General features: G+C 55.9%; 26 protein-coding genes. 6 read left to right on the top strand and 20 right to left on the bottom strand.

Annotated features, from left to right (window positions below; translation table 11 throughout):
• Positions 1-178: 178 nt before the first annotated feature.
• The 12 genes from mgrA to FJ695_RS08810 form a co-directional block, all read right to left on the bottom strand.
• Positions 179-1,228: an L-glyceraldehyde 3-phosphate reductase gene (mgrA, locus tag FJ695_RS08755; protein WP_141185082.1), complete on the bottom strand. Its 1,050-nt coding sequence runs from the start codon at positions 1,226-1,228 to the stop codon at positions 179-181.
• 213 nt (positions 1,229-1,441) lie between these two features.
• Positions 1,442-2,719 (bottom strand): NAD(P)/FAD-dependent oxidoreductase, encoded by a 1,278-nt coding sequence (locus tag FJ695_RS08760; RefSeq protein ID WP_141185083.1) that lies wholly within the window; start codon positions 2,717-2,719, stop codon positions 1,442-1,444.
• Between the two features lie 49 nt (positions 2,720-2,768).
• Positions 2,769-3,527 (bottom strand): c-type cytochrome, encoded by a 759-nt coding sequence (locus FJ695_RS08765; RefSeq protein WP_141185084.1) that lies wholly within the window; start codon positions 3,525-3,527, stop codon positions 2,769-2,771.
• Positions 3,528-3,555: 28 nt separating this feature from the next.
• On the bottom strand, positions 3,556-4,671 hold the full coding sequence (locus FJ695_RS08770) for a c-type cytochrome (RefSeq protein WP_141185085.1): 1,116 nt from the start codon (positions 4,669-4,671) through the stop codon (positions 3,556-3,558).
• Positions 4,655-5,929: a sulfite dehydrogenase gene (gene soxC / locus FJ695_RS08775; RefSeq protein WP_141185086.1), complete on the bottom strand. Its 1,275-nt coding sequence runs from the start codon at positions 5,927-5,929 to the stop codon at positions 4,655-4,657. Before soxC ends, FJ695_RS08770 begins: the two co-directional genes overlap by 17 nt.
• 41 nt (positions 5,930-5,970) lie before the next feature.
• Complete coding sequence (gene soxB / locus FJ695_RS08780) at positions 5,971-7,665, bottom strand: thiosulfohydrolase SoxB (RefSeq protein ID WP_141185087.1); 1,695 nt, start codon at positions 7,663-7,665, stop codon at positions 5,971-5,973.
• Between the two features lie 198 nt (positions 7,666-7,863).
• Complete coding sequence (gene soxA, locus FJ695_RS08785) at positions 7,864-8,724, bottom strand: sulfur oxidation c-type cytochrome SoxA (protein ID WP_141185088.1); 861 nt, start codon at positions 8,722-8,724, stop codon at positions 7,864-7,866.
• 48 nt (positions 8,725-8,772) lie between these two features.
• Positions 8,773-9,102: a thiosulfate oxidation carrier complex protein SoxZ gene (gene soxZ, locus FJ695_RS08790; protein WP_141185089.1), complete on the bottom strand. Its 330-nt coding sequence runs from the start codon at positions 9,100-9,102 to the stop codon at positions 8,773-8,775.
• A 31-nt stretch (positions 9,103-9,133) separates the two neighbouring features.
• Positions 9,134-9,583: a thiosulfate oxidation carrier protein SoxY gene (gene soxY / locus FJ695_RS08795; RefSeq protein ID WP_141185090.1), complete on the bottom strand. Its 450-nt coding sequence runs from the start codon at positions 9,581-9,583 to the stop codon at positions 9,134-9,136.
• A 23-nt stretch (positions 9,584-9,606) separates the two neighbouring features.
• Positions 9,607-10,086: a sulfur oxidation c-type cytochrome SoxX gene (gene soxX, locus FJ695_RS08800; protein ID WP_141185091.1), complete on the bottom strand. Its 480-nt coding sequence runs from the start codon at positions 10,084-10,086 to the stop codon at positions 9,607-9,609.
• A gap of 153 nt (positions 10,087-10,239) precedes the next feature.
• Positions 10,240-10,833 (bottom strand): thioredoxin family protein, encoded by a 594-nt coding sequence (locus FJ695_RS08805; RefSeq protein ID WP_141185092.1) that lies wholly within the window; start codon positions 10,831-10,833, stop codon positions 10,240-10,242.
• Between the two features lie 23 nt (positions 10,834-10,856).
• Positions 10,857-11,591: a cytochrome c biogenesis CcdA family protein gene (locus FJ695_RS08810; RefSeq protein ID WP_141185093.1), complete on the bottom strand. Its 735-nt coding sequence runs from the start codon at positions 11,589-11,591 to the stop codon at positions 10,857-10,859.
• An 83-nt stretch (positions 11,592-11,674) separates the two neighbouring features.
• Between FJ695_RS08810 and FJ695_RS08815 the strand changes: the two genes are divergently transcribed.
• The 3 genes from FJ695_RS08815 (at position 11,675) to FJ695_RS08825 (ending at position 13,765) form a co-directional block, all read left to right on the top strand.
• Positions 11,675-12,070 carry a transcriptional regulator gene (locus FJ695_RS08815; protein ID WP_371708980.1) on the top strand — a complete coding sequence of 132 codons (396 nt, stop codon included), beginning with the start codon at positions 11,675-11,677 and terminating at the stop codon, positions 12,068-12,070.
• 90 nt (positions 12,071-12,160) lie between these two features.
• The gene (locus tag FJ695_RS08820) at positions 12,161-12,511 is read left to right on the top strand and encodes a helix-turn-helix transcriptional regulator (protein WP_141185094.1); all 351 of its coding nucleotides are present in this window, start codon (positions 12,161-12,163) and stop codon (positions 12,509-12,511) included.
• 162 nt (positions 12,512-12,673) lie between these two features.
• On the top strand, positions 12,674-13,765 hold the full coding sequence (locus FJ695_RS08825; protein WP_209010980.1) for a YeeE/YedE family protein: 1,092 nt from the start codon (positions 12,674-12,676) through the stop codon (positions 13,763-13,765).
• A gap of 91 nt (positions 13,766-13,856) precedes the next feature.
• Here the strand turns inward: FJ695_RS08825 and FJ695_RS08830 are convergent, their stop codons facing one another.
• Positions 13,857-14,795: an MBL fold metallo-hydrolase gene (locus FJ695_RS08830; protein ID WP_141185096.1), complete on the bottom strand. Its 939-nt coding sequence runs from the start codon at positions 14,793-14,795 to the stop codon at positions 13,857-13,859.
• A 123-nt stretch (positions 14,796-14,918) separates the two neighbouring features.
• Between FJ695_RS08830 and FJ695_RS08835 the strand changes: the two genes are divergently transcribed.
• The gene (locus FJ695_RS08835) at positions 14,919-16,007 is read left to right on the top strand and encodes a YeeE/YedE family protein (RefSeq protein WP_141185097.1); all 1,089 of its coding nucleotides are present in this window, start codon (positions 14,919-14,921) and stop codon (positions 16,005-16,007) included.
• Between the two features lie 7 nt (positions 16,008-16,014).
• On the opposite strand, the gene FJ695_RS08840 is transcribed toward FJ695_RS08835, so the two are convergent.
• Positions 16,015-16,890, bottom strand: coding sequence for a LysR family transcriptional regulator (locus tag FJ695_RS08840; protein ID WP_141185098.1), 876 nt, complete (start codon positions 16,888-16,890; stop codon positions 16,015-16,017).
• A gap of 117 nt (positions 16,891-17,007) precedes the next feature.
• On the opposite strand from FJ695_RS08840, the gene FJ695_RS08845 reads away from it, so the two are divergent.
• Positions 17,008-17,982 carry an NAD(P)-dependent oxidoreductase gene (locus FJ695_RS08845; protein WP_141185099.1) on the top strand — a complete coding sequence of 325 codons (975 nt, stop codon included), beginning with the start codon at positions 17,008-17,010 and terminating at the stop codon, positions 17,980-17,982.
• Between the two features lie 20 nt (positions 17,983-18,002).
• A complete protein-coding gene (locus tag FJ695_RS08850) occupies positions 18,003-19,427 on the top strand; it encodes an aldehyde dehydrogenase family protein (protein WP_141185100.1) in 1,425 nt (474 codons plus the stop codon).
• A 141-nt stretch (positions 19,428-19,568) separates the two neighbouring features.
• Here the strand turns inward: FJ695_RS08850 and FJ695_RS08855 are convergent, their stop codons facing one another.
• The 6 genes from FJ695_RS08855 to FJ695_RS27975 are packed head-to-tail and all read right to left on the bottom strand — an operon-like array spanning position 19,569 to position 23,566.
• Positions 19,569-19,754: a hypothetical protein gene (locus FJ695_RS08855; RefSeq protein ID WP_141185101.1), complete on the bottom strand. Its 186-nt coding sequence runs from the start codon at positions 19,752-19,754 to the stop codon at positions 19,569-19,571.
• Positions 19,755-19,811: 57 nt separating this feature from the next.
• A complete protein-coding gene (locus FJ695_RS08860; RefSeq protein WP_141185102.1) occupies positions 19,812-20,387 on the bottom strand; it encodes a carbon monoxide dehydrogenase subunit G in 576 nt (191 codons plus the stop codon).
• 33 nt (positions 20,388-20,420) lie between these two features.
• On the bottom strand, positions 20,421-21,293 hold the full coding sequence (locus FJ695_RS08865; RefSeq protein ID WP_209010981.1) for an XdhC family protein: 873 nt from the start codon (positions 21,291-21,293) through the stop codon (positions 20,421-20,423).
• Between the two features lie 19 nt (positions 21,294-21,312).
• Positions 21,313-22,512: a VWA domain-containing protein gene (locus tag FJ695_RS08870; protein WP_141185104.1), complete on the bottom strand. Its 1,200-nt coding sequence runs from the start codon at positions 22,510-22,512 to the stop codon at positions 21,313-21,315.
• Positions 22,513-22,515: 3 nt separating this feature from the next.
• The gene (locus FJ695_RS08875; RefSeq protein ID WP_247653810.1) at positions 22,516-23,433 is read right to left on the bottom strand and encodes a MoxR family ATPase; all 918 of its coding nucleotides are present in this window, start codon (positions 23,431-23,433) and stop codon (positions 22,516-22,518) included.
• Positions 23,423-23,566 (bottom strand): hypothetical protein, encoded by a 144-nt coding sequence (locus FJ695_RS27975; protein WP_168206300.1) that lies wholly within the window; start codon positions 23,564-23,566, stop codon positions 23,423-23,425. The genes FJ695_RS08875 and FJ695_RS27975 overlap by 11 nt, the downstream gene beginning before the upstream one ends.
• Positions 23,567-23,598: the final 32 nt, after the last annotated feature.

The following is a 23,598-nucleotide window of genomic DNA, read 5'->3' on the forward strand; positions in this document are numbered from 1 at the left end:
CCGACAAACCACCTGACCCTGAATTGCCGTCCCGGTTTGGCGTGTAAACGCCAAGACCGGGATCCAGTATTCTGCGTCGTTGGTCCTGAAAAGACAGTTTTCTCATGAGATTACTGGATCCCAACCTTCGCTGGGATGACAATATGAGATGCAAGTTTCCTTGCTGCCCGACGTTGCATTATTTCTTTCGCGAGGGGCCTTCGCGCTCAGAAGACGCAGCCCAAAGGTTGATGTTGGCGTCCTTGGCAGTTGCGTCGATTTCTGCAAGTTCAGCATCGCTGAAGTCGAGATTGTTGATCGCGCCCACACAATCGATGACCTGGGCCGCCCGGCTCGCGCCGATCAGGGCGGTGGTCACGCGGCCATGGCGCAGCACCCAGGCAAGGGCCATTTGAGCCAGCGTTTGATCGCGCCGTTCGGCGATCGCATTGAGTGACCGGACCATTTTCAGGTTCTCTTCACTCAGGAATTGTTCTTGCAAGGATTTGCCTTGAGTCGCGCGGCTGCCTTCCGGAATGTCTTTTAGGTATTTGCTGGTCAGCATACCCTGGGCCAGTGGTGAGAACGCGATGGAGCCGATCCCGTGTTCATCCAACGTATCAAGCAGGCCGTCGTCTTCCACCCAGCGGTTGATCATCGAATAACTCGGCTGATGGATCAGGCAGGGTGTTCCGAGGTCCTTCAGGATCGCGGCCGCCTCCCGCGTGCGCTTTGCATTGTATGAGGAAATGCCGACATAAAGCGCCCGACCGGAGCGGACGATGTGATCGAGCGCCATCATGGTTTCTTCCAGCGGCGTTTCCGGATCGAAGCGGTGGGAATAAAAGATATCGACGTAGTCGAGGCCCAAGCGTTTGAGTGATTGATCGCAAGAGGCAATCAGGTATTTCCGGCTGCCCCACTCGCCATAGGGGCCTGGCCACATGTCATAACCGGCTTTGGACGAAATGATCATCTCATCCCGGTAGGGCGCAAAATCTGTTCTCAGCAGCTCGCCAAAGGCGCTTTCCGCAGCGCCTTTTTTCGGTCCGTAGTTGTTGGCAAGATCAAAATGCGTGATGCCGAGGTCAAAAGCTGTTCGGGCAATTTCCTGCTTGCGCTGATGCGGTGTGTCATCGCCGAAATTGTGCCAGAGGCCGAGGGAGATCACAGGCAGTTTCAATCCCGATTTACCGCAGCGGCGATATTCCATTGAGTGGTATCGGTCAGGTGATGCGGTCCAAGTCATGGGGTGTCCCTTTTAGGCAGCACTTCTGGTCAAACTGCAGGGAGGCAGCTTAAGGCAAGAAGCAGATGTTTCGATGCTGAGTGTAGGCCGGTATCACCGGAGGTTGGACCAAATTCTTTGCATTATCTGCCGGGAATGTGAAGTTAAATGTATATTAAACGCAAAAAAAACGAAACCGTCAGCGGCTGCCTCGGCAGCCGCTGACGGTGGGTATCAGGCGCCGAAGATGTCGGTGGTAATGCCTTTATACCAGCCAACGGATTCTTCGTAAGTGGCTTGGCGCATTGCTGCGTCTTCGCCAGTCTGGCTGATGAACTTTGATGTCGACGCGATTTTTTCAGGCGACGGCGCATATTGTGCACCAACTTTCACACCGTCATTGGTTTCAATGAGGCTCCAGCAAGTGTTGGAGTATTTCGCAGGGAAGACTTTCGAGCCGGTGAGATCCCCACGGATCGCCATCGCGGCAACCTTCGCCTGACTGTTGGCCGAGAAACCAGACTTCGGCATGTCACCGGCGATTGAGGCATCGCCAATGACGAAGATGTTCGCATCCGCTTGCGAGCGCATCGATTTTGGATCGATTGGACAGAACCCACTTTCATTGGTGAGGGCCGTTTTAGCGGCGATCATGCCGGCTTTCTGGGCCGGGATGACATTCACCAGATCGCCTTTAAATGTGTCGAAATCCGTTTCCACTTCTCCCGTTGATGGGTCGACCTTGACGATGCCGCCATGCACATCCGGGCCATACCATTCGATCATGCCGGGATAATGCTTCTCCCAGCCTTCCTGGAAAAGCGCCTGTTTGGAAAATTTCGGTTTCGGATCAATGATCGTGATCTTGCTGTCGTTAAAACCTTTTTCCTTCAGGATATGGGCCATCATGGACACCCGCTCATAGGGGCCAGGAGGACAGCGGTAGGGATTGGGCGGCGTGACCATGACGATCTGCTGGCCGTTTTCGATCGCATCGAGTTTGGCTTTCAGGAGTTGGGTCTGCGGTCCAGCTTTCCAGGAATGCGGCATGATCTCAGCCGCGTCTTCAGAATATCCCGGGACACTGTCGTAAATGAGATCAATTCCCGGTGCGATGATCAGCCGGTCATAAGGCACCTTGGAGCCATCGGCCATCACGACCATTTTTGCGTCCCGGTCGACCGCGTCGGCCATACCATTGACGACGGTGATGCCGTAGTTGGAGGCGAGTGTATCGTAGCTGTGCGTGATCGATTCAAAGGTGCGGAAACCGCCGAGATAAAGATTGGAAAAGAAACAGGTCGTATATGCGGGGTTGGCTTCAATAAGCGTCACATCGAGATCTTCACCCGCATCCTTGGCCATATACCGGGCGGCCGTTGCACCACCCGCGCCACCGCCGATTACAACGGCTTTGGGTTTGCCTTGCGCGCGGGCATAATAGGGCAGGGCCAGTGACGTCGCCCCGGCGCCCACGAGAGCTCCAAAGCTGCGGCGTGATAGATTTGGCATGTCATTTCCTCCCAGATGTGCAGCCTGACCCAGGCAATCTGGCGGAGACCTATTGCGGATCAATCGTCCCGAAATAGGCGGCCAAAGCTGCGATTTCCTCGTTGCCGAGATTAACTGTCATGTTCTGCATGACTTGGTGACTTCGGATGTTGGTCTTGTATTCAAACAAGGCCCGGATGAAAGGTTTCTTCGGCCAGCCGATGATAGACGGAATGCCGTCGGCGCGCCCGGAGACTTGGTGGCAGGTTACACATTCACTTGATAGATACTCGCCATAGTCCGGGTCGCCGTCAATCTGCATGGCAACGGCACCCATCTCAGCCCGGCTTTTTGGTTCCTGACCGTTGGCGGCTGGTTCAGCCTGTGACAATTCCTGAAGATAAGCGATGATGTGGGTCCGGTCTTCCGGATTTCTCATGCCGCGGTAGGACATTCGGGTGCCAGGGACATAGTCGCGCGGTTTTTTCAAATAGAGATCTAATGTTGTCTCGTTCCAGACCAAACCTTCTTGGCCTTGCTTCTTCATCGCGCTGGAGTATTTGAACCCCTCCAAAGATCCGGCTGACCGTTCAAACAATCCATCAAGATGGGGCCCCACACCGTTCCGCGCATTGGGGCCAACTTCATGGCAGGACACACAGGCCCTGAAAAGTTTTTCTCCCTTGTCTGGATCGCCCTCCGCAGCAAGGGCTGCGGGGTTTTGCTGTATGAAGACAATGGCAACAAAAGCCAGCCATGCGGGCAAGGGCAGGTGTTTTATTTTGGACCTGCCGTCGCGTCCAGGTGTCTTTTCCAAGTCTCTGTCCATACCGGGTTCCTCCCGCAAACCGGTTGGGTCAGTCGACGGCACCAGCGCCGGCGTTGTCACCTTCGTCCGAATCTGGGGTCACGTCCAATATCCGGGCGCGCATGGTGACCTTCACTTCGTTAGCCACACAATCCGTCATGCATGGCTCTGCCTTTTCCGCGTAATGTGGCTCCTCATAGCGGTCATCTGCAATGAAGTTCGCCTCATTTGGCAAACGGATGTCCAGGAAATTCTTATCTGACAGTTCGAATTCCTCATCGTCAACCTGATCGTTCAGGTAGAGGAGGTAGGCGGTGATGGCGTAGACATCATCATCCGACAACGACCGGGCGTCGCCAAAAGGCATGGCGCGGCGCACATAATCATAAACAGTCGACAAATACGGCCAGTAGGAGCCGATTGTTTTTTCGGGGCGTTCCTCAGTTAAGGTGTCATGGCCACCGGCCAAAACAGGCCAACGGTCCACGCCTTCACCAAAGTCGCCATGACAGCTGGCGCATTTTTCAGTGAACAAGACCTCGCCATCGGCCACTGTTCCTGAGCCAACCGGCAGGCCTTGTCCATCGGGGCGGACGTCAATGTCCCAAGCTGCAATTTCCGCTTCCGTTGCCACACGTCCAAGACCGAAAACACCGCCTTCACGCGTGTTGGAGACCGGAGTTGCAACGGGCTCTGCGCTTGTGGTTTTGGTTTCTGCGGAGGTCTCTGTCGCCTCGGGTGCTGCGGCTGCATCACTGGCGGCCGGAACTGCGGTAGAAAAGGTTTCCAGATAGGCAATAATGTTTGCGACATCGGCTTCCTTGCGCAGACCTGCAAAGGCCATCTTGGTGCCTTTGATCATGCCTTTTGGCTTTTCCAGGTAGGTGCCAACTGTTGCAGCATCCCAGAAAAGGCCCTCTTGTCCTGCCTTGATCATGGCTTTCGAGTACTTGTAGCCATCAATGCCACCGGCCGTCCGTCCAAACAAATCGTTCAGATGTGGGCCGACTTTGTTCTTTGCCTTCTCACCAACCGCGTGACAGGCCTTGCATTTTTTGAAGACCTTTTCGCCCTTGGCAACGTCCCCGGCGATTGCTGTTGAGACCATTGCCGGATAAACGACCAGAGCTGAACCGAGTGCGAGCGTTTTAAGCAACTTCGACATTTTCAACGCTCCCGTCTGCTTTGACATGCCAGGTCTGGATGCCGTTGTTGTGGTAGATCGAGTTTTCACCACGGGAGATCCGCAGTTCGTTTTTGGTGGGCTGATAAAAGCCGTGTTCGTCCATGGCACGCGATTGCAGCAGCATGTCCGAGCCGTCCCATTCAATGTCGAGATAAAAGCGGTGCAGCGACTTCGACAGGCTTGGTCCGTCAATGCGCGCTGTTTTCCAATTGCGGCCACCGTCCAGCGAAACATCAACACGGGTGATGCGCCCATTGCCGGACCAGGCAAGACCTGAGATCACCATCGGGCCCTTGCCATGTGCGATCGGCATTTGCGGGCTCGGGCTGGTGATGACTGATTTCGGATCCATGACCCAGGTAAAGCGGCGGGCCTTGCCGGTTTCCAGAAGGTCTGTGTATTTGGACGTCTCTTCGCGGTGGTGCCAAGGCTGGTCGCCGACTTCTAAACGGCGGAGCCATTTGACCCACATGTTGCCTTCCCAGCCGGGAACGACAAGACGCAGCGGATACCCTTGCTCGGGGCGCAAGGCCTCACCGTTCATTTTCCAGGCTACAAGACAGTCATCCAGTGCCTTTTCCATCGGGATGGAGCGGGTCATATGGGAGGCATCAGCTCCTTCCGGCAAGACCCACTTGCCATTGGTTTTGACACCGGCTTCTTCGAGAAGCGTCTTGAGTTTCACACCGGTGTACATGACGTTGTGCACCATGCCGTGGGTGAATTGGCAGCCGTTCAATTGGGCGCCCCGCCACTCCATGCCGCCGTTGGCTGCGCACTCCAGGAAATAGACATGGTTCTCGCGCGGGAAGCGTTTCAGGTCTTCCATGGTGAAGACGAGCGGCGTGTCGACCAGGCCGTTGATCATCAACCGGTGATCCTGTGGCCGGATTTGAGCCACACCGCCATGATGACGTTCAAAACACAGACCATTCGGTGTGATGATGCCGTCGAGCTCGTGCAGAGGCGTGAAGTTGATCGAGGCAACCGCATCGGCAGTCAGCCAGGGAACGTTGCGCCGGACAACGTCGGCCTCGAACTCTGATGGCAGGCCATAGGGCGCAGCATCAACGCCATCGCCCAGGTAGCGGTTCCAGTCTTGAATTTCGGTGATCAGCGGATCGCCGCCTGCGCGGGCGGCGCCTGCTGATCCGGCAACAGCACCTGCCGCAAGACCTGCCTTGAGCAGGGACCGGCGGGAAAGATCGGGTGATTTGGAAACCTTGGTATCACTCATGATGTTGTCCTCAAGGGTGTCCTCAAGCGTATTCGTCACGATCAGCCGGCAAGTTTGACGGACTGGTTGTCCGGCAACTTGACGACTGGGTTCTTGGAGATGTGGGTTTCAACGACGTCCCAGATGGCGGGACCTTCGGTGTCTTCGTTCACGGATGCCCAACCGGCAACAACGTAATCCTTGGCCGGATCAATGGCCTCGCCGGTGGCCAGCAAGGTCATTTCGGAGATGCGCTCGCCGATCTCCTTATTGGGATCGATGGTGTAGCCCATGCCGCCGACACGAACCATGTCGCCGCCTTGCTGGTAATAGGGGTCTTTGTTGAAGAGGTTATCGCCGACGTCCTCCAGGATGTCCTTCACCATCTGGCCGCTCATGGTGGAGCGATAAGCGGCCGGATAGGTCATGGCGCAGGCGTTGTGGAGGTCTTCCAGTGTGATGTCCTGGCCAGGAAGCACGCTGGTCCCCCACCGGAAGCCGGGTGAGAGAGCGATTTGAGCGTCGCGCTCTTCCAACAGAGCCTGACAGATCAGATCGTCGAAGGTGCCGTTGAAGTTGCCACGCCGGTAGAGGAGGCTTTCCGTTTTGCCCAGAACCCGGGAAAGATCGGCTTCATAGGGGGCGCGGACTTCGTCAATCAGGGCCGCCATATCGGCGTCCGGGGTGATTACATCGGAGAAGATCGGGATCAGCCGGTAACCATATCCGGCCACCTTGCCGTCTTTCACATCAAGGTCGACCCGGGAGACGAACTTGCCATTTGAGCCTGAGGCGATCACCAGCGTGCCGTCAACAATGACCGGCTCCGGCAAGGCATCGTGCGTATGACCCGTCAGGATCACGTCAATGCCGCTGACCCTGGAGGCCAGTTTACGATCGACGTCAAAGCCGTTGTGAGAGAGGAGGACAACGACTTCGGCACCTTCGCTGCGGGCTTCTTCGACATGTTTTGCGATGTCGTCTTCACGGATACCAAATGACCAGCCCGGGATCATCCAGCGTGGATTGGCGATGGGAGTGTAAGGGAAAGCCTGGCCGATAACCGCGATCTTGGAGCCGCCGCGTTCAAACATTTTCCAGGCTTCAAAAGCGGGTTCATCCCACTCATTGTCGTAGATGTTGGAGCCAAGGAAGGAGAAGGGGAGTTCGTCAATGATTTCCTGGACACGGTCGGTGCCGTAAGTGAACTCCCAATGGCCGGTCATCGCGTCCGGCTCGAAAGAATTCATGACAGTGATCATGTCCTGGCCAAGGGTCATGTTGGAGGTGTAGCTGCCTTGCCAGGTGTCGCCGCCGTCGAGCAGCAGCACATTGTCCGCTCCGCGTTCAGCCCGGATACGCTTGATAACGGTGGCGATCCGGTCCATGCCGCCCATCTTGCCGTAGGACTTGGCCAACGCTGCAAAGTCTTCTGAGGTCAGCGCATAGGCGTCCGGAGAACCAGCTTCGATGTTGTAAAGCTTTAGAAAGTCGGCGCCGGTCACATGGGGAGGTTTGCCTGTGACGTCGCCAATGCCGAGGTTGATGGAGGGCTCGCGGAAATAAATTGGTTTCAGCTGGGCGTGAATGTCTGTGATGTGGATCAAGGTCAGAGACCCGGTTGGTTCCATCGCCAGCAGCTGGTCTTCGCTCAAAGACTGTTGCGCCATCAGCTTTGACCAGGACCCGGCCATGCCAGAGCCGATCAAGGCACTGGTGGCTGTCGCCGCCATCAAGAACTCGCGTCTTGAAAACATTCACTTAACTCCCAAAATCAGCGGAGGCTTAGGCCTCCAAAAAGCCAATGGCGAATGGCATAGTTTATCTGTTGGCGCATGAAACCCCATGCACCTGAATCACTCTATAGATCGGTGTCGGTTTGTTCAGTTTGCCGGAAACCGGCTTGTTTTGTTGGGAGCGGCAGTGAGCCGCCGCGCCCATTTCTCAGTGTATAATTACTGGCGGACAGCTGGTGTTTCGACCGATAAGCCGGACCCGCGCCAGGCCAGATACAATTCTAGTGAGGTGAATTCATCCCCGCCCGGTTTGAACGGAGTGGCCCGGATGTTTTTCATGCAGCCCTTGAACCGGCGGTGCATCGAACCAAGTCCCTGCCACTTCAGACGGTATGTCGGAAAGCCGTTGATCTGGCCCTGGCTCAAATGGTCGGCCCGGATCATGTTGCCGTAGTTGTCTTCGTGGCAATTCGAACAGGACATGTCGAGCTGTCCAACGCGGGTGTAATAAAGCTCCTTGCCCTTGTTGAACCACTCTTCAGCTGGCCCGTCGACTTTTACGTTGACCGGCATGCCGCGGGACTGCAGGCCGATAAAGGCGGTCATCGCCAGCATTTCAGCGCTTTCCCATTTCCATGGATCGGCGCCCTGATGTTCTTTTCTGGACCAGTTGATGTGGTCTTCGAGCGTCATCAGAGTTTCTTCACCGTCATGCCACTTTGGCATGGAGGCGCGCAGGCCTTTCATGCTTTCCGAGGCATCGCCATGGCAAGACGCGCAAGACTTGCCGGAAGTCCCTGCTTCTTCTTCCCAAAGTTCGGCGCCATAGTCGACAGAGGTGAATGCCGGATTGTCAAAGTCATCCGTTTGCAAAGCTTGGGTTTCATCAGACCGAAAGCGCCAGCCCGACAGGATTTCATCCAGCGGATGGCCCTCCGGTGCCGCGACTTTGGTTACGATCTTTTCGCCTTCAATACTCAATTCAGCGTTTTCATCTGCGATTGATGGAACGGCTGCAAGTGACAAGACCAAACCAGTTGCAAGGGCAACTGCGGTCGTCCGTCCGGTGTAATTCGTCATGGTCAAATCGTCTCCTCCCGATTTGTGCGACCTGATTGTCCGCAGACACTACTCAACCTTGATTTTCTTTTCGGTCTCATAGACGCTGCCGTCGTCATCGACCCACGTGAACTTGAAAGTTCCGCTGTTGTCGACCTTGGCGCTGAACTGCAGATACGGGTTGGCCGACACTGCGGGGTCGAGGTCACAAGAAAAGACCACCTGACCTTCGAACTCACAGGTGAACTTGTTGATGATTTTGCGCGGGATCAGCTCGCCGGTTTTTTTATCCTTGCGCTGGCCCGATTCCATCGGGTGGCTGATCAGCGTCTTGATGGTGATGACTTCACCCTTGTCGGCCTTCTTGGGCACTTTTACGCGGGGTTTTGGGGATGCCATGTTGCGTTTCCTCTTGTCCGGTCTTCGTCAGTTAGCCGCCGCAGCCGCCAATGGTGACCTTGACTTCTTTGGTGTCCATGAAGGTTGATCCGTCGCTCATTTTTGCGACTGCAATGACGTTCTGCGTCTTGGCCAACCGGATTCGGGTTTTAGCTTCTGCAGCTCCGCTCATTGCAGAGAAGTGGAACGTAGCAACAGCCGGGTTCGGGTTGCCATCGGCCAGGATCAGAACCGAAGCCACATAGTTGTCAGATGTCATCGGGCTGTCGACAGAAACGCCGACCGGAACGGTGTTGCCGTTTTCCGCGATTTCAGGCGTGTCGAGGGACACTGTTCCTGCAGTCGGGGAGGCTCCGCCGGTGAACGCCTTGATGGCAGCTTCCGTGTCAGAGGTCGCCGCAAAGGTGAGGCGCGGGCTTAGTGCCAGAAAGGCCGCCGTTCCTGCGGTCAGGCCGAGGGCCTGGCGTCGTGTGAGTGTCATTTTTTGCTCCTTCAATCCGGAGATCAGTTCTCTTTAAGGGTCAGCAGGTAGGCGACCACATCTTCGACTTCCTGAGCCGAAAGGATCGTCTTACCGGTGAATTTTTCCGCAATACGGTCGCCTAGGGATGTGGTGTAAAAACCTGGCATGATGGTGTGGTCGCCAAAGACCTGTTTGCTGTCGACAACGATCGCGCGCAGCTCTTCAGTGCTCCAACGGTCGGCGACGCCATTTAGTTCCGGGCCGACTTCGCCGTGGAACAGCAACTCGCCAAGATCTGCATTCACGTGGCAGGCAAGGCAATTGCCTTTCTTCCGGTTGGCGAAAGTTTCGCGTCCCGCAACCGGATCACCCGGTTTTCCGGTCAGCGATGTTTTGGCTTCCATGTCGACAATGTTGACATCAGTCGGGGCAACTGTTTCTGCGTGCAATGGGCTTGCGGAAATCGTTCCGGCCAAGCAGATTGCAAAAGCAGCGCCCCAAATTCTTGCGCCCTGGGTCATGTTATTGGCTTTCCTCCTCAGTGTGGGTACGCTCCACCGCACCCATGGTGAACCAGTGTTTCCAGTTCACCTGTCCTCCTCACATTAAAAGATATGATTTTTTGCATATATTATGCAATAGGCCTTTTTGCGAAGACCCGATTTTCTGTGTTCTCAGTTTTCCGAAAGGCGGCCTTGTTCCCGTAACTCATTGATAATACGGGCATGATACTTCTGAAAGTGCTCGTCGCTTTCATAGCCTTTTTCTTTCACCCAGCGGAACATATTCAAAAAAGTCCACTTGCCGAAGGAGCCTGGCATGGTCGCGACTGCCGATTCTGCTGTTGTTCCATCTTCCGGAGCAGTCTCGGGCAAAAAGACAATTGTGGGTGTGAAAACGTAGCCCCATTTGCGGGCGGCGGTCTTTTCGGTGAGTTCATCACCATTCAGATCAATGACCTCTTCGTCGCCGAACATGTTGTATTGGACGACCATGAAATTGGCCTTGATGTAGTCGGCCACTTCCGGATCGCTCAGGATTGTTTCATGCATTTTCCGGCAATAAATACAACCGCGCTGCTCAAAGACGATAGCCAGGCGTTTATCCTCTGCTGCAGCTGTTTCGATGTCTTCGGCCATGTCTTTGAAGGTAACTGTGAACCACGGCTGCTTGTGCAAGCCGTCTTCGCCAACCGTCGCGGCACTGCTGGAACAAATACCAGCCAAAACAAAGGCCGCCGCCAAGACCGATTTTGTAATTGCACGCATAAAGAAAATCCTCCCGGATATGTTCAGCCGATTTTCGAGAAAACTGGAAATGTCTCCAAAAGCCAGAAGGCGATGGCTGACATTTGGCCGGTGATGAAAAGGATGCCGGTTAGAACCAGCAAGCCGCCCATGATTTTTTCAATAAGCCCCATGTGTTTGCGGAACCGGCTGGCCCAGTCGAGAAAACGGCTGGCAAACGCTGCTGCCAGGATAAATGGCAGACCAAGCCCGAGCGCATATATGGCTAGAAGCCCGGCGCCGTTCCAAATAGTGTCGGAAGACCCCGCAACAAACAGGATTGCGGCTAATACGGGGCCGACACAGGGCGTCCAGCCAAAGGCGAAGGCCAGTCCCATGATGAAAGCGCCGACCAGTCCGGCAGGTTTGCTTTCCACGTGAACACGCGCCTCGCGGAACAACAGCCCAATCCGGAATACGCCCAGGAAATGTAGGCCCATCACAATGATGATGGTTCCCGCGATATAGGACAAAACATCGTAGTAGCGGGCGATGGACTGGCCAATGACGCTGGCCGTTGCCCCCAAGGCGACAAACACAACGGAAAAGCCAAAAACAAAGGCGATGGCAGCCAGAATAATCCGCCGTCCGGTATCCGATGTGGCCGCTTCGCCTTTTAACTCGTCAACACTGACGCCAGCGAGATAACACAGATATGGCGGTACGATGGGCAACACGCACGGGGAGACAAAAGATAGAAGCCCAGCCAGAAAGGCTGCACCTAATGAGACTTCCAGCATACATGTCCTCCCAGAAATGCTTTGTGTCCGGTTTAAAATATTCAAATTCTCATATATATTGCAATGACAGAAAACGCGGAGAAATGATAGTGCGCGCTTTGAATATTCCCGGGATAGTAGTCTGCTTTGCGATTGTACTAGGAATTTCAGTCGCTTCGGAAAAGTCAGAAGCTGCTGAACTTGTCATGCTGGAACAGCAAGGGTGTGCTTGGTGTGAAGTCTGGAACGAGGAAATCGGTGTTGCTTATCCCAAGACCGACGAAGGCAAGACTGCGCCCTTGCGCCGCGTTGATATTACGGACCCATGGCCGGAAGATTTGGTAAAGGTCCAAAAGGAACCGCTGACCCCGACGTTTATTCTCGTTGAAGACGGCGAGGAGGTGGCGCGCCTGCGTGGGTATCCCGGTGAGCACTTCTTTTGGCCGATGCTGAGCAAAATGCTCGACAAACTGCAAGAACATGAAAAAAGTGGCAGTTGATTGAGATAGATTATTGCATCATGTAAGCAGAATGATCACTGCTGCTGCGATGCAATATGCGTCTAATGAAGTTGGGACCGGAACCGTTCGATGAATTTGCCAGTCTTCAATAAGGATATGAGCACCGAAGACTTTGACCAGTTGATGGGACAAGCGCGTAAGGCAAGTGACCTCTTAAAAGCGCTGTCTCACGAAGTTCGGTTGGTGATCTTGTGCCTGTTGTCCGAAGGCGAAAAATCGGTGTCCGAGTTGGAAGAAATTCTCACCGTCCCGCAAGCGGCCGTCTCTCAGCAACTGGCGCGGCTCCGGCTGGAAGGCCTGGTTCAAACCCGCCGGGAAGGGCGGATGATCTTCTACAGTCTGGTCGATGACGAAGTCAGCTCGATTATCTCTACGCTCTATGATCTGTTCTGCAGGGACGTGCGGTCAGATCAGGGGTGAGATTACAGAGCTGAGACCGCTTTTCGGATTGCGCTGCAGCATGATCGGTCGTTGAAGTGGTGATATTGCCTTGCTAGATTTTGACCAATCCGCAGGTGTGCGGTTGGAGGAGACGCGGAAAGGGGCCGGAACGGGCCGCCAGCTGACATGCTTGATTTCGACATGACGATTATGTTGCCGCTGTTCGGTGTTTTCGCCGGATGTGCTTTGGGTTTTGTCGGGCGGGCGACACACTTTTGCACCCTGTCAGCATTAGAGCGGCATTGGTATGCCGGCGACAGCAGTGGCCTTCGAACCTGGGTTCTGGCCGCCATGGTTGCCTTGATTGGTACGCAGGTTCTGGTGGCGCTCGGTATCGCGAATCCTGCCGCTTCCTTTTACCTAGAGCCAGGGTTCCCCTGGACAGGTGCAATTTTGGGCGGAGCCATGTTTGGGCTCGGTATGGCCCTGGTCGGTACCTGCGGTTTTGGTGCAGTGCTGCGTTTGGGTGGCGGCAGCCTTCGAGCTCTGGTGGTGCTGACTGTAATCGGGCTGGCGGCACTTGCCGCTCAACGCGGGATCGTCGGTCTGATCCGAGTGCCGCTCGTCGACGACCACATCATCACTTTCGCAAGTGCGGGCAGCCAATCCATGGGCGATATTGTGTCCAGCTGGGCCGGGTTGGACCTGCGCTGGCTGGTTGCGTTATTGATCATTGGACTCGGCCTTGGCTGGGTGTTCCGGTCGAAGGTCTATCGCGGCGCTTTCGGCAAAATAGCATCGGCTGTTGCCATCGGGTTGGTCATACCTTTCGGCTGGTGGGCGACGACTTTTGTGGCCGCGCAGTCGTTCGAGCCGGTACAAATCGAAGCCGGCTCCTTTGTCGTGCCGGTTGGCGACAGCATATTGCAGTTGATCACGTATACCGGCGTTTGGCCGGACTATGGCGTCGGTTTGATTGCTGGCACGCTTATCGGTGCTGTAATCGCTGCACTCTGGAAACGGGACATCCGCTGGGAAGCCTGTGACGATGCTCGCGAGCTTGGCCGTCATATTTTGGGAGGCACGTTGATGGGTGTCGGCGGTGTGTTTGCGATGGGATGTACTGTTGGACAGGGCATCACCGGGTTCTCAACGATGGCGATCTCGGCGCCAATCGTCATGCTGTCGATGGCTTTTGGCGCCCGCGTTGGACTTGCTTGGCTGGTTGAAGGTTCAGCACTCGCCGCCTTCCGCCGCAACCACGATGCGGGCCATCAGCATCCAGCAGAATAGTGTCAGCAGAGTTGTGCGGATTGGTGCAGTCCCGGTCTTGAGCCGGTACCATTTTGAGGCCCCGGCTCAAGACCGGGGCGGGTTCGCAGCTTTAGCCCGCGACAAAACGATAAGCAGCTCCTGAACGCTCCACACGGCCGATACCCATGTTGGGCAAGTGGAACCCAATCAAGCGGCTCTGGTCGGTCGCCAGCCGGTCCAGGAGGGCTTTGCGGGTTTCAATGCCCTTTTGCGGATCCTGGTCTGATCCGGAATTCCACTCCGGCTTTTCAAAGGAGATCACGGAGTTGGTAATCGCATCGCCAACCACAAGAACAGACTCGCTGCCACCATGGATCAGAAAAGACATATGGCCGGGCGTGTGTCCGGATGTGTCGACAGCTTCTACGCCCGGAATCACTTCCATACCTGGTTTGATCATTTGAACCTGATCTTCCATGGTTTCAAAACGCGATTGTGCCCCGACAACAAAGCTCTTGCGGGCCTCAGGTGTTTTCGCAAGCGTGTCATCTGCACGCCAATAATCCCACTCGGCCTGCGGAACCCATAACGTGGCCTCTGAATAGAGGACGTCATCGAAGTCATCGAGAATGCCCCACAGATGATCTGGATGAGCGTGGGTGAAGACAACATCGGTGACGTCCGCCGGATCAATTCCCGCGTCATCCAGACCGGACAAAAGTTCTCCAGCGGAGGATTGGAAATTGGCTCCTGCGCCTGCATCAAACAGAACCAGCCGGTCATCCTGGCGCAGAACGGTAATGTTGCAATCCGGTGTGGCCGCATCGGTTGGCAGGCCATGCGGTTTGAACAAGGCTTCAATTTCTTCTGCACTTCGGTCCGGAAGAAGGAAATTCATCGGAAGGCTAAGGTTGCCGTCGGATATGACTGTCACCTCATTTGCCCCGAGCTTTATAGGGTCGGACATGGCAAACGATGGCCGAATGCCGGCAAAGGCAGCAACACCCAGTCCTAACCCGGTTTTGAGCAGCGTCCGGCGCGATAATTGATCCGGCGACGTGATAGCCATGAATTTCCCTCCACATATTCAAATTTATGAATTTATCTATGTTTCCTTGAGAAACGTCAATGCACAACAACAAAAGGCGGCGCAATCGTATTGGGTGCACGTTAGTGAAGGCGGCGGACTGCCATGGATCTGACCTATTTCCTGGACCGTTTTTCCGAACCCTGGGTTCTAACCATCGGGGGCTTTTTAGCTGGCGCCTTGTTTGGCGGCTTTGCGCAGCAAAGCCGCTTTTGCCTTCGCGCTGCTGCCTTGGACTTTGCTCACGGCGTTTTTGGCGTGCGGTTGTCGATCTGGCTGTTTGCCTTTTCAGCAGCACTTTTGGGGACCCAGCTCCTTGTCGGAGTAGGCGAAGTTCAATCCCAGGAAGCGCGGCAGCTGGCATCTCCGCAGAGCCTATCCGGGGCCGCGCTGGGCGGGATCATGTTCGGTGTCGGCATGGTTTTGGCGCGTGGTTGCGCCAGCCGCCTATTGGTGCTCTCGGCAACGGGCAACTTGCGGGCGCTTTTGTCCGGGCTGGTGTTTGCTGTAATCGCACAAGCCAGTCTGCGCGGGATCTTGAAGCCCTTTCGTGAATGGTTGGCAGGCCTTTGGACCACGGCCGATATCGGCGGCAATGATCTGATTGCCCACTTGGGTCTCTCTCAAACCGTAGTTATCGCTTTCGCGCTTTTGTGGTTCGCCGCTGGACTTGCGATTGCGATCCGTGCAAGGACGGCGCCTTGGCAGGCGTTTTCCGCATGCGTTGCGGGGTTCGCAGTACCTTTGGCCTGGTGGTTCACATCGTCTGTGGCAAGTCAGGCCTTCGATCCGGTGCAGATTGAAGGCATCACCTTTACCGGTCCGTCTGCTGATACGTTGATGCTGTTTTTGTCCCCGGCACATTCGGCACTCGATTTTGGAATTGGTTTGGTCCCCGGTGTTTTTGCAGGTTCTTTTGTTGCTGCACTGCTGACCCGCGAACTTGAGCTTCAAGGTTTTGAAGGTGGCCGGTCTATGGCGCGCTACGGAACGGGTGCGGGCCTGATGGGGTTTGGCGGCATGCTGGCGGGTGGTTGCGCTGTTGGCGCAGGCATCACAGGAGCCTCGGTATTTGCTGTGACGGCCTGGATCACGCTCTCTGCGATCTGGTTGTCAGCGGGGCTGACCGACTATGCCTTGAATGGCCGTCCAGTGCGCAATGGGCAGGCCGGGGCGGCCATGGAAACACCTTAAGACAGGGTCATTTGAGGATGTGTCTGAGCCAATCCTTGACCGTTTCGACCTCCTGACGGGTCCGGGTTTTGTGATCCCGTTCAACCAGGTAATGGTCTTGGCCGAGCGGAATGCTGGTTTTCAAAGGAATGGCCAACCTGCCTGTGTCTTTTTGCCGGATCGCTGCACGTTCCAAAATCAAAGCAACGCCGGCTCCGGATGCGGCAAGCTCGGCTGCGGCCAGAGTGGTGTCCGCCATGACACGCGGGTGGTCTTCTGATGGTGTCAGACCGCAATGGGCAAAATACCGGCTCCACTGATCTTCAAATCCCAGAATGTGAATGAGTGGAGTGAAACACAGCGCTTCCGGTGACTTGATTTCTTGCGAAAGCGAGGGGGTACACACTGGAACAATGGTGTCTTTTGCCAAGAGCTCTGCATGACCGTCCGGCCACTTTCCATTTCCGAGGCGAATGTCGATGTCGACTTCGGTTTCCAGAACCGTTTCCGCCCAAATTGCCGATAAAAGCCTGACGTTGATCAACGGATTTGCCTTTAGAAACTCTGGTAACTGAGGGGCTATGACCAGGACTGTTGTTGAAATCGGGGCGCGTAAGGTGATGGTGCTGGAGTGTTTTGCGCCAAACAGGCCTGCGGTTGAGAGGGCCAGTTCGTCAATCGCTTTGCGCACGGACGGCAGATAGGCCTTGCCAATTTCAGTCATCGTCAACTTCCGCGTCGACCGCCGGAAGAGCGAATAGCCAAGCTGGCTTTCCAGATTGCGGATATGGGTGCTGACAGCCGCCTGGGTGAGGCCAAGTTCTTGGGCTGCCGCGGTAAAGCTGCCGAGCCGGGCCGCAGATTCAAAGCTTCGCAGCCATAACAGATTGGGCAAGTTGGACATGTCTTTATTGATAAAAAGAATCGCTAAATGTCCATCGATTTATTCGTTTTTCTTTCTGAAAAAAGTCGCTGATGCTTGGCCCAATTGAATTGGTATTTCGGACACACAGAGGCTGACATGAACGTAGGATTTATCGGGCTGGGGAACGTGGGCGGCAAACTAGCCGGCAGCATCTTGCGCAATGGATTTGAGCTGACGGTTCTTGATCTCGACGAAAACTTGATGGCCAAATTTGTCGCGAACGGCGCCAAGCGGGGCGAAAGCCCGCGGCAATTGGCGGAAACCTGTGATGTGGTGATCACTTGCCTACCCAGCCCGGCCGCTTGCGCGGATGTTGTTGAAGGCCCGGACGGTATTCTCGAAGGCATAGGCCCCGGCACCATCTGGGCGGAAATGTCGACCACGGACGCGAGTGAAGTCAAACGTCTAGCCAGTCTTGTGATCGCAAATGGTGGCGAAGCAATCGAATGTCCGGTCTCCGGTGGCTGCCATCGCGCCGCGACGGGCAACATTTCCATTTTCGCCGGCTGCAGCCGTGAGACCTTTGAAAAGGCCTTGCCATTCTTGACCGTCCTCGGGCGGAGAGTGTTGCACACCGGTGAGATCGGTTCAGCATCAGTCCTAAAAGTGGTCACCAATTATCTGGCGACGGCCAATCTTGTTTCAGTGTGTGAGGCGCTGACAACGTGTAAGGCGGCTGGTATGGATTTGAACACGGCCTATGAAGCGATCAAGATTTCGTCTGGCACGTCCTTCGTTCACGAGACGGAGGGTCAGGTTATCTTGAATGGGTCGCGGGATATTTCCTTCACGATGGATCTGGTTGCCAAGGATATTGGCTTGTTTCAAGCGATTGCCGAAGCGCATCAGGTGCCGCTCGAATTGTCGCCGCTCCTGAACAAGATTTTTGCTGATGGCATCGAACGTTACGGTCCGCGGGAGCCTTCACCCAACATCATCAAGCGTCTGGAAGAGGACACCGGCCTAACAATTCTCGGCGATGGGTTCCCGGCCGAAATGTCGGACGATGAACCGGAAGAGCCGGGCTATGAAGTTGTTGCAAATCGTGCTCAAAGTGTTGCGGCTGAATAGGGATAGGCGCGAAAACAATCATGTTGGACAAAAGACAATTCTATATTGATGGCCAGTGGGTTGATCCGGTCGAAGGCAAGGATTTTGAGGTGATCAATCCGGCAACCGAACAGCCGGTTGCCGTGATTTCTCTCGGGTCTTCTTCGGACCTCGACAAGGCCGTCGCGGCTGCCAAAGTTGCCTTTGAAACCTGGTCAGAAACGTCCGTTGAAGACCGGGCGGCTTTAATCGAACGTGTGATCAAAATTTATGAGCGCCGCTCAGCTGAAATGGATGACGCAATCCGTCTGGAAATGGGTGCCCCGGCCAAGTTCGTGCGTGAGCAGCAGACACCCGCCGGATCAGGTCATTTTCAGGCAACGCTTGAAGCGCTCAAATCCCATCAATGGGAGCGGCCAAGCCCGCGCGGCGGCAGCACCTTGCGGGATGAGCCGATCGGCGTCTGCGGCCTGATCACACCTTGGAACTGGCCGATCAACCAAATCGCGGCAAAGGTTGCACCGGCATTGGCCGCTGGATGCACCATGGTCTTGAAGCCAAGTGAGGTTGCGCCGCTCTCGGCAATGCTATTCGCAGAAATTCTTCATGAGGCCGGTTGTCCGGCTGGCGTGTTCAATCTGGTGAATGGTGACGGGTTGGGTGTCGGCGCGCCGATGTCCTCCCACCAGGATATCGACATGGTGTCTTTCACCGGATCGACGCGGGCCGGAACGTCAGTCTCTCAGAACGCCGCGCCGACGGTCAAAAGGGTGGCGCTGGAGTTGGGTGGCAAGTCGGCCAATCTTCTGTTTGCAGATGCCGATCTCGAAACGGCGGTCCGGACATCGGTTGAGGGCTGTTTTTCTAACTCCGGCCAGTCGTGTGACGCTCCAACCCGGCTGTTGGTTGAGCGCTCCGTCTACGATGAGGCCGTCACGTTGGCCAAACGGTTTGCGGAAGAAACCGAAGTCGGCAATCCAGAAAAGGACGGTGATCATATCGGACCCGTCGTCAGTCAACTCCAGTATGACCGCATCCAAGGGCATATCGAAGCCGGTTTGAAAGATGACAATAAACTGATCACCGGCGGCCCTGGCAAACCGGAAGGTCTGGAAACCGGGTACTATGTCCGCCCGACGATCTTTGCCGATGTGAGCAATGACATGCATGTCGCGCGGGAAGAGATCTTTGGACCAGTGCTTGCGATTCTGCCGTTTGACACGGAAATAGATGCCATCCGGATCGCCAACGATACGCCCTACGGGTTGGCCGCCTATATTCAGACCGGTGATCCGGAACGGGCCAATCGGGTTGCCCGGAAACTGCGTGCTGGCAACGTTTATATAAACGGCGCAGGCATTGACTACGACGTGCCGTTCGGCGGCTACAAACAGTCCGGCAACGGCCGCGAATTTGGTCAGTTTGGTCTTGAAGACTTTTTGGAGCTGAAGGCGATTACGGCCTGAGGCCGGTTTCGCCATATCAGTCCCGCTTGCGCCGCCCCGGCCTTGAGCCGGGGCCTTGACGTTTGGCAGGGTGATCCCGGCTCAGGGCCGGGACGGCCAAGCCTTGGTTCGCATGCTGATGCCTCTGCTTAGCCGGAAACGTCAGCCAGCCGAAGAACAGATCTGCAGGAGCGCTGCTATTTGGGGCGTTGTGAGGCCCAGGCAGCAGGCGTGAACTGTTGCCAGGAAAATAGTCAGCACGCTTCCGGTTCCAAGGGCCAGCAGGAGAGAACTATCCTGCCGGATCTCGCTCCAAGCATCTTTCACGGAAATTGTTTCTGCGGTCATTCGTGGTGTCCTCCCAAATCAGTCTATTCCAGCACAGCTGAATACTAATCCGTGTTCCTATTCAGCAGCCTCTTGTGGCTGGTCATCTGTTTTCTTGCCGCCGAACAGGCTGCCCAGCCAGCCTTTCTTTTCTTTCGGAGCTTCCGCTGCCTCAGCATCTACTTCAGCGTCGACGTCTTCAGCTGGAGCACTCGGAGCAACTTGTTCTGCGAAAGCGGTAAAGAACTCGCCTGCCAGTCGCTTTGCTGTTGAGTCAATCAGCCGTGCTCCGAGTTGCGCCAACTTGCCGCCGACTTTGGCGTCAACGTCGTAATGAAGAATGGTCGCCTCCGGGCCATCCTCTTCAAGGCGGACAACCGCGCCGCCGCGGGCAAAACCAGCAACGCCGCCTGCACCTTCGCCCTCAATGCGGTAACCGTTCGGTGGATCGAGATCGAGCAGTTCAACCTTGCCGCCGAAGGTTGCCTTCACGGGGCCGACCTTCAACTTCACCTTGGCCTCAAGTTCTGTATCGGAGTTTTTGGTGAGCTCTTCACAGCCTGGAATGGAGGCTTTCAGGATGTCCGGATCATTCAGAGCATCCCACACGGTTTCGCGCGGCGCCTCGATCCTTCGGCTGTCGGTCATTTTCATAAAGGGTGTCTCCGTGGTGTCTATGAAACGGTGTTAGATGAGATGAATGTCCGTGCCGCGTTGGCCTTTTCTGCGGACCATCAGAAGTTCGGCGAGAATGGAGAGCGCGATCTCTTCTGGTGTGATCGCGCCAAGGTCAAGACCAGCCGGGCCACTGATCCGGTCCAAATACGCTTCTTGAATGTCCTTTTCGCGCAGCTTGTCTTTAAGCGCGGCGATCTTCCGGTTGCTACCGACAAAGGCGATGTGTTTTGACCGGGCTGCGAGGGCTGCCTCAAGGGCGGCGAGATCCCCGCGTCCTTGTGTGGAGACCACGATAAACCGGTCCGCATTGCTGTTTTCTGGGACACCAAAGCCGTCGATCCACTCGCAGTATTCGGGGAACGCGGACAGATCGTCTAGCGGAGCGTAGGCGACACAGTCAAAACCAATTGAAGGGCCCTGTTTCGCTAGCGCTACCGCAACCGGGCTGGAGCCCAGAATGACAAGTTTGGGCCGTGGCAGAACGGGCTCAACGAAAATATCCATTGTTCCCCGGCTCGGGCACATGTTTTTGGCGAATTGAATGCCTTCGCGATTGTCGCCAGCTTCGACACCGAGTTCGGCCAGGAGTTCTTCCGGCTGGATCGAAATCAGCTTGGTTTCACCGTCCTCAATCGCAGCTTTTGCCGCTTTCACCACCGCCGAGCGGGCACAGCCGCCGCCAATCCATCCACCAGCAATACTACCGTCTGCACCGATCACCGCCTTTGCGCCAGCTTTGGCAGCTGTGACAGAAATCGTACGGACAACAGTTGCCACGGCAAAGGGTTCAGCCTCATTGCGGAGGCGGTCCGTCAGAGTGGCAAGATCGTCCGTCAAGGTCGGGTGGACTGTGCCGATGGTCGCCGGATCGGAGTGTTTCATAGGTTTTTCTCCCATCGCATCAAAGGCTCGCAAGATAAGGTTCAAGGGCAGCGAGGCTGTTCAGATTATGGGCCGGTGCAAACAGGTCGACATGGGGTAGAGCGGCCTGCATGCCGCTGGTCACCGGTTCGTAGCCATCCCAGCCAATCATTGGATTGAGCCAAACGATCCGCCTGCAGCGTTTGCGCAGGCGGTTCATTTCTTCGCCGAGTTGGTCCGGAGTGCCCGTGTCATAGCCGTCAGAGAGGATCATCACGCAAGTGCGGGAATGAATGACGCGGGCCGCATGGTTCTGGTTAAAGTCGGCCAGTGCTTCGCCAATTTTGGTGCCGCCGCCGATGCCTTGTGCCATCAGGCCCATCCGGTCGAGCGCGCGCGTTGCGTCGCGTTCCGAAAGAGCGGATGAGACATGCACCAGGCGGGTGTGAAAGAGAAACGCCTCGGCTTCCCGGAAACTGTCGAGCATACCGTGCACAAACCGGGTGAAGACACCTGTGTAGTTGCTCATGGAGCCGGACGCATCCAACAGGATCACCAGGCGTAGCTGGCGCGCGCGCGGACCCTTGTGGATCAGTTCAATTGGCGTGCCACCGTGAGCGATGGAATGATGGATTGTCTTGCGCAGATCCAGGCGCGGACCCTTGCGTTTTTGTTTGTCGCGCCGGGTAAGGCGGATCCGCATGGCTCTTGCGAGCTTTTCTGCCAATTCATGCGCCTTGGCCATTTCATCCGGATCATGGATGTTGCGGAAGTCCACCTTGCCGAGGTTTTCCGCAATGCTGGCGCCTTCCCGGCGGCCTGACGGTGTGTCGTCGCTCGGTTCGTCCTCTTCGCCCGGAATACGCTCAACATCGCCTGCGATAGTGTCCTGACGCGCGCCTTGCGCATCCACCAGTTCGCGGATGGTCTTCATGGATTTCTTTGAGCTGGAGCCAGATACCTTGATGCCGGATTTCACGCCGCGCCCAAGCCAATAGGCATCGAAAAGCTCGTCGAATTTCTTCCAATCCGAAAGCCGGGCACAGAAAAGCGCCCGGAACGCTTCTTTCAGTATTTGCGGCCGTTTGAGCGCCTCAGACCGCAAGAGCTTGACGGCATCTTCCGTTTCTCCCAATCCCACCTTGTAGCCGCTGTCGCGCAGCGAGCGCACAAATCCGGCGAGCCGAACCCGGAGGGCGGCGCCAAGGTCGTTGCGGGTTTTAAGGGAAAGGCTTGTCACGGATCAGGCCACCTTTCCAAGCAGGCGGTCGGTGACTTCCGGCGTGATGCGCGCCTGATCCTCACGGGTTTTCAGAACACACACGAGCGTGTCGAAAACCAGTTCACGCTGCTCAAGGAGTTTTTTCGTCCCGAGACCCACAAGGGCTGCCGCCCAATCAATAGTTTCGGCCACACCTGGAACCTTCGTCAGATCCTCTTTCCGCAATTTGCCCATCAATTCGGCGATTTGCAGGGCAAGGGCCGTGTCCAGCCCGTCGACGCGGCTCAAGAGAATGCGGGCTTCACGGCTAGTGTCCGGGTAATCGACGTAATGGTAGAGGCATCGCCGGCGCAGCGCGTCCGAGAGTTCACGGGTTCCGTTTGAAGTGAGGATTACCCGAGGAATGCTTTTGGCTTCAATCGTGCCAAGTTCGGGAATGGACACCTGAAAGTCCGACAGAAGTTCCAGAAGAAAGGCTTCGAATTCCTCGTCGGCCCGGTCAACTTCGTCGATCAGAAGAACCGGAGCCTTGTCCTGCCGGATGGCCGCCAGCAAGGGGCGTTCAAGGAGATACTTTTCGGAAAAAACCGCCTCTTCAACCGTTTCGGCATCTGCGCCGCTGCTTTCGCGCGCCTTAATGGCGAGAAGCTGGCGCTGATAATTCCATTCATAAATGGCATCGGACCGGTCGAGGCCTTCATAACACTGCAGCCGGATCAGATCCGTGTCTTCTAGCTTTGCCAGCGCCTTGGCGACTTCGGTCTTGCCAACGCCGGCCTCGCCTTCAAGAAGCAGAGGACGTTTCAGCATCTCAGTCAAAAGAAGCGCCATCGCCAGTCCGTCATCGGCGACGTAGCCCGTGGCGGCCAGCGCTTCGGCAAGGGTTTCTTTTGTCTGGGTCATCTTGGTCCGTTCAGCGGCATCCTCATTAAGATGCATCGGCCTTTTCCGGTCTGTTCTGGTTGGGTTTCGGCCAAACAACCAACCCGTTTGCGATGGCGATCTCGAACATGCGCGGGTAGGACGTTCCGGCTTGCAAGATCAGGTCATCGATCTGAATTATGCTGCTCATAAGGCGTTCCCTATTCTTTCCTCCCTCCCGGA

It is taken from the genome of Labrenzia sp. PHM005, assembly GCF_006517275.1.
Taxonomy (GTDB): Bacteria; Pseudomonadota; Alphaproteobacteria; order Rhizobiales; family Stappiaceae; genus Roseibium.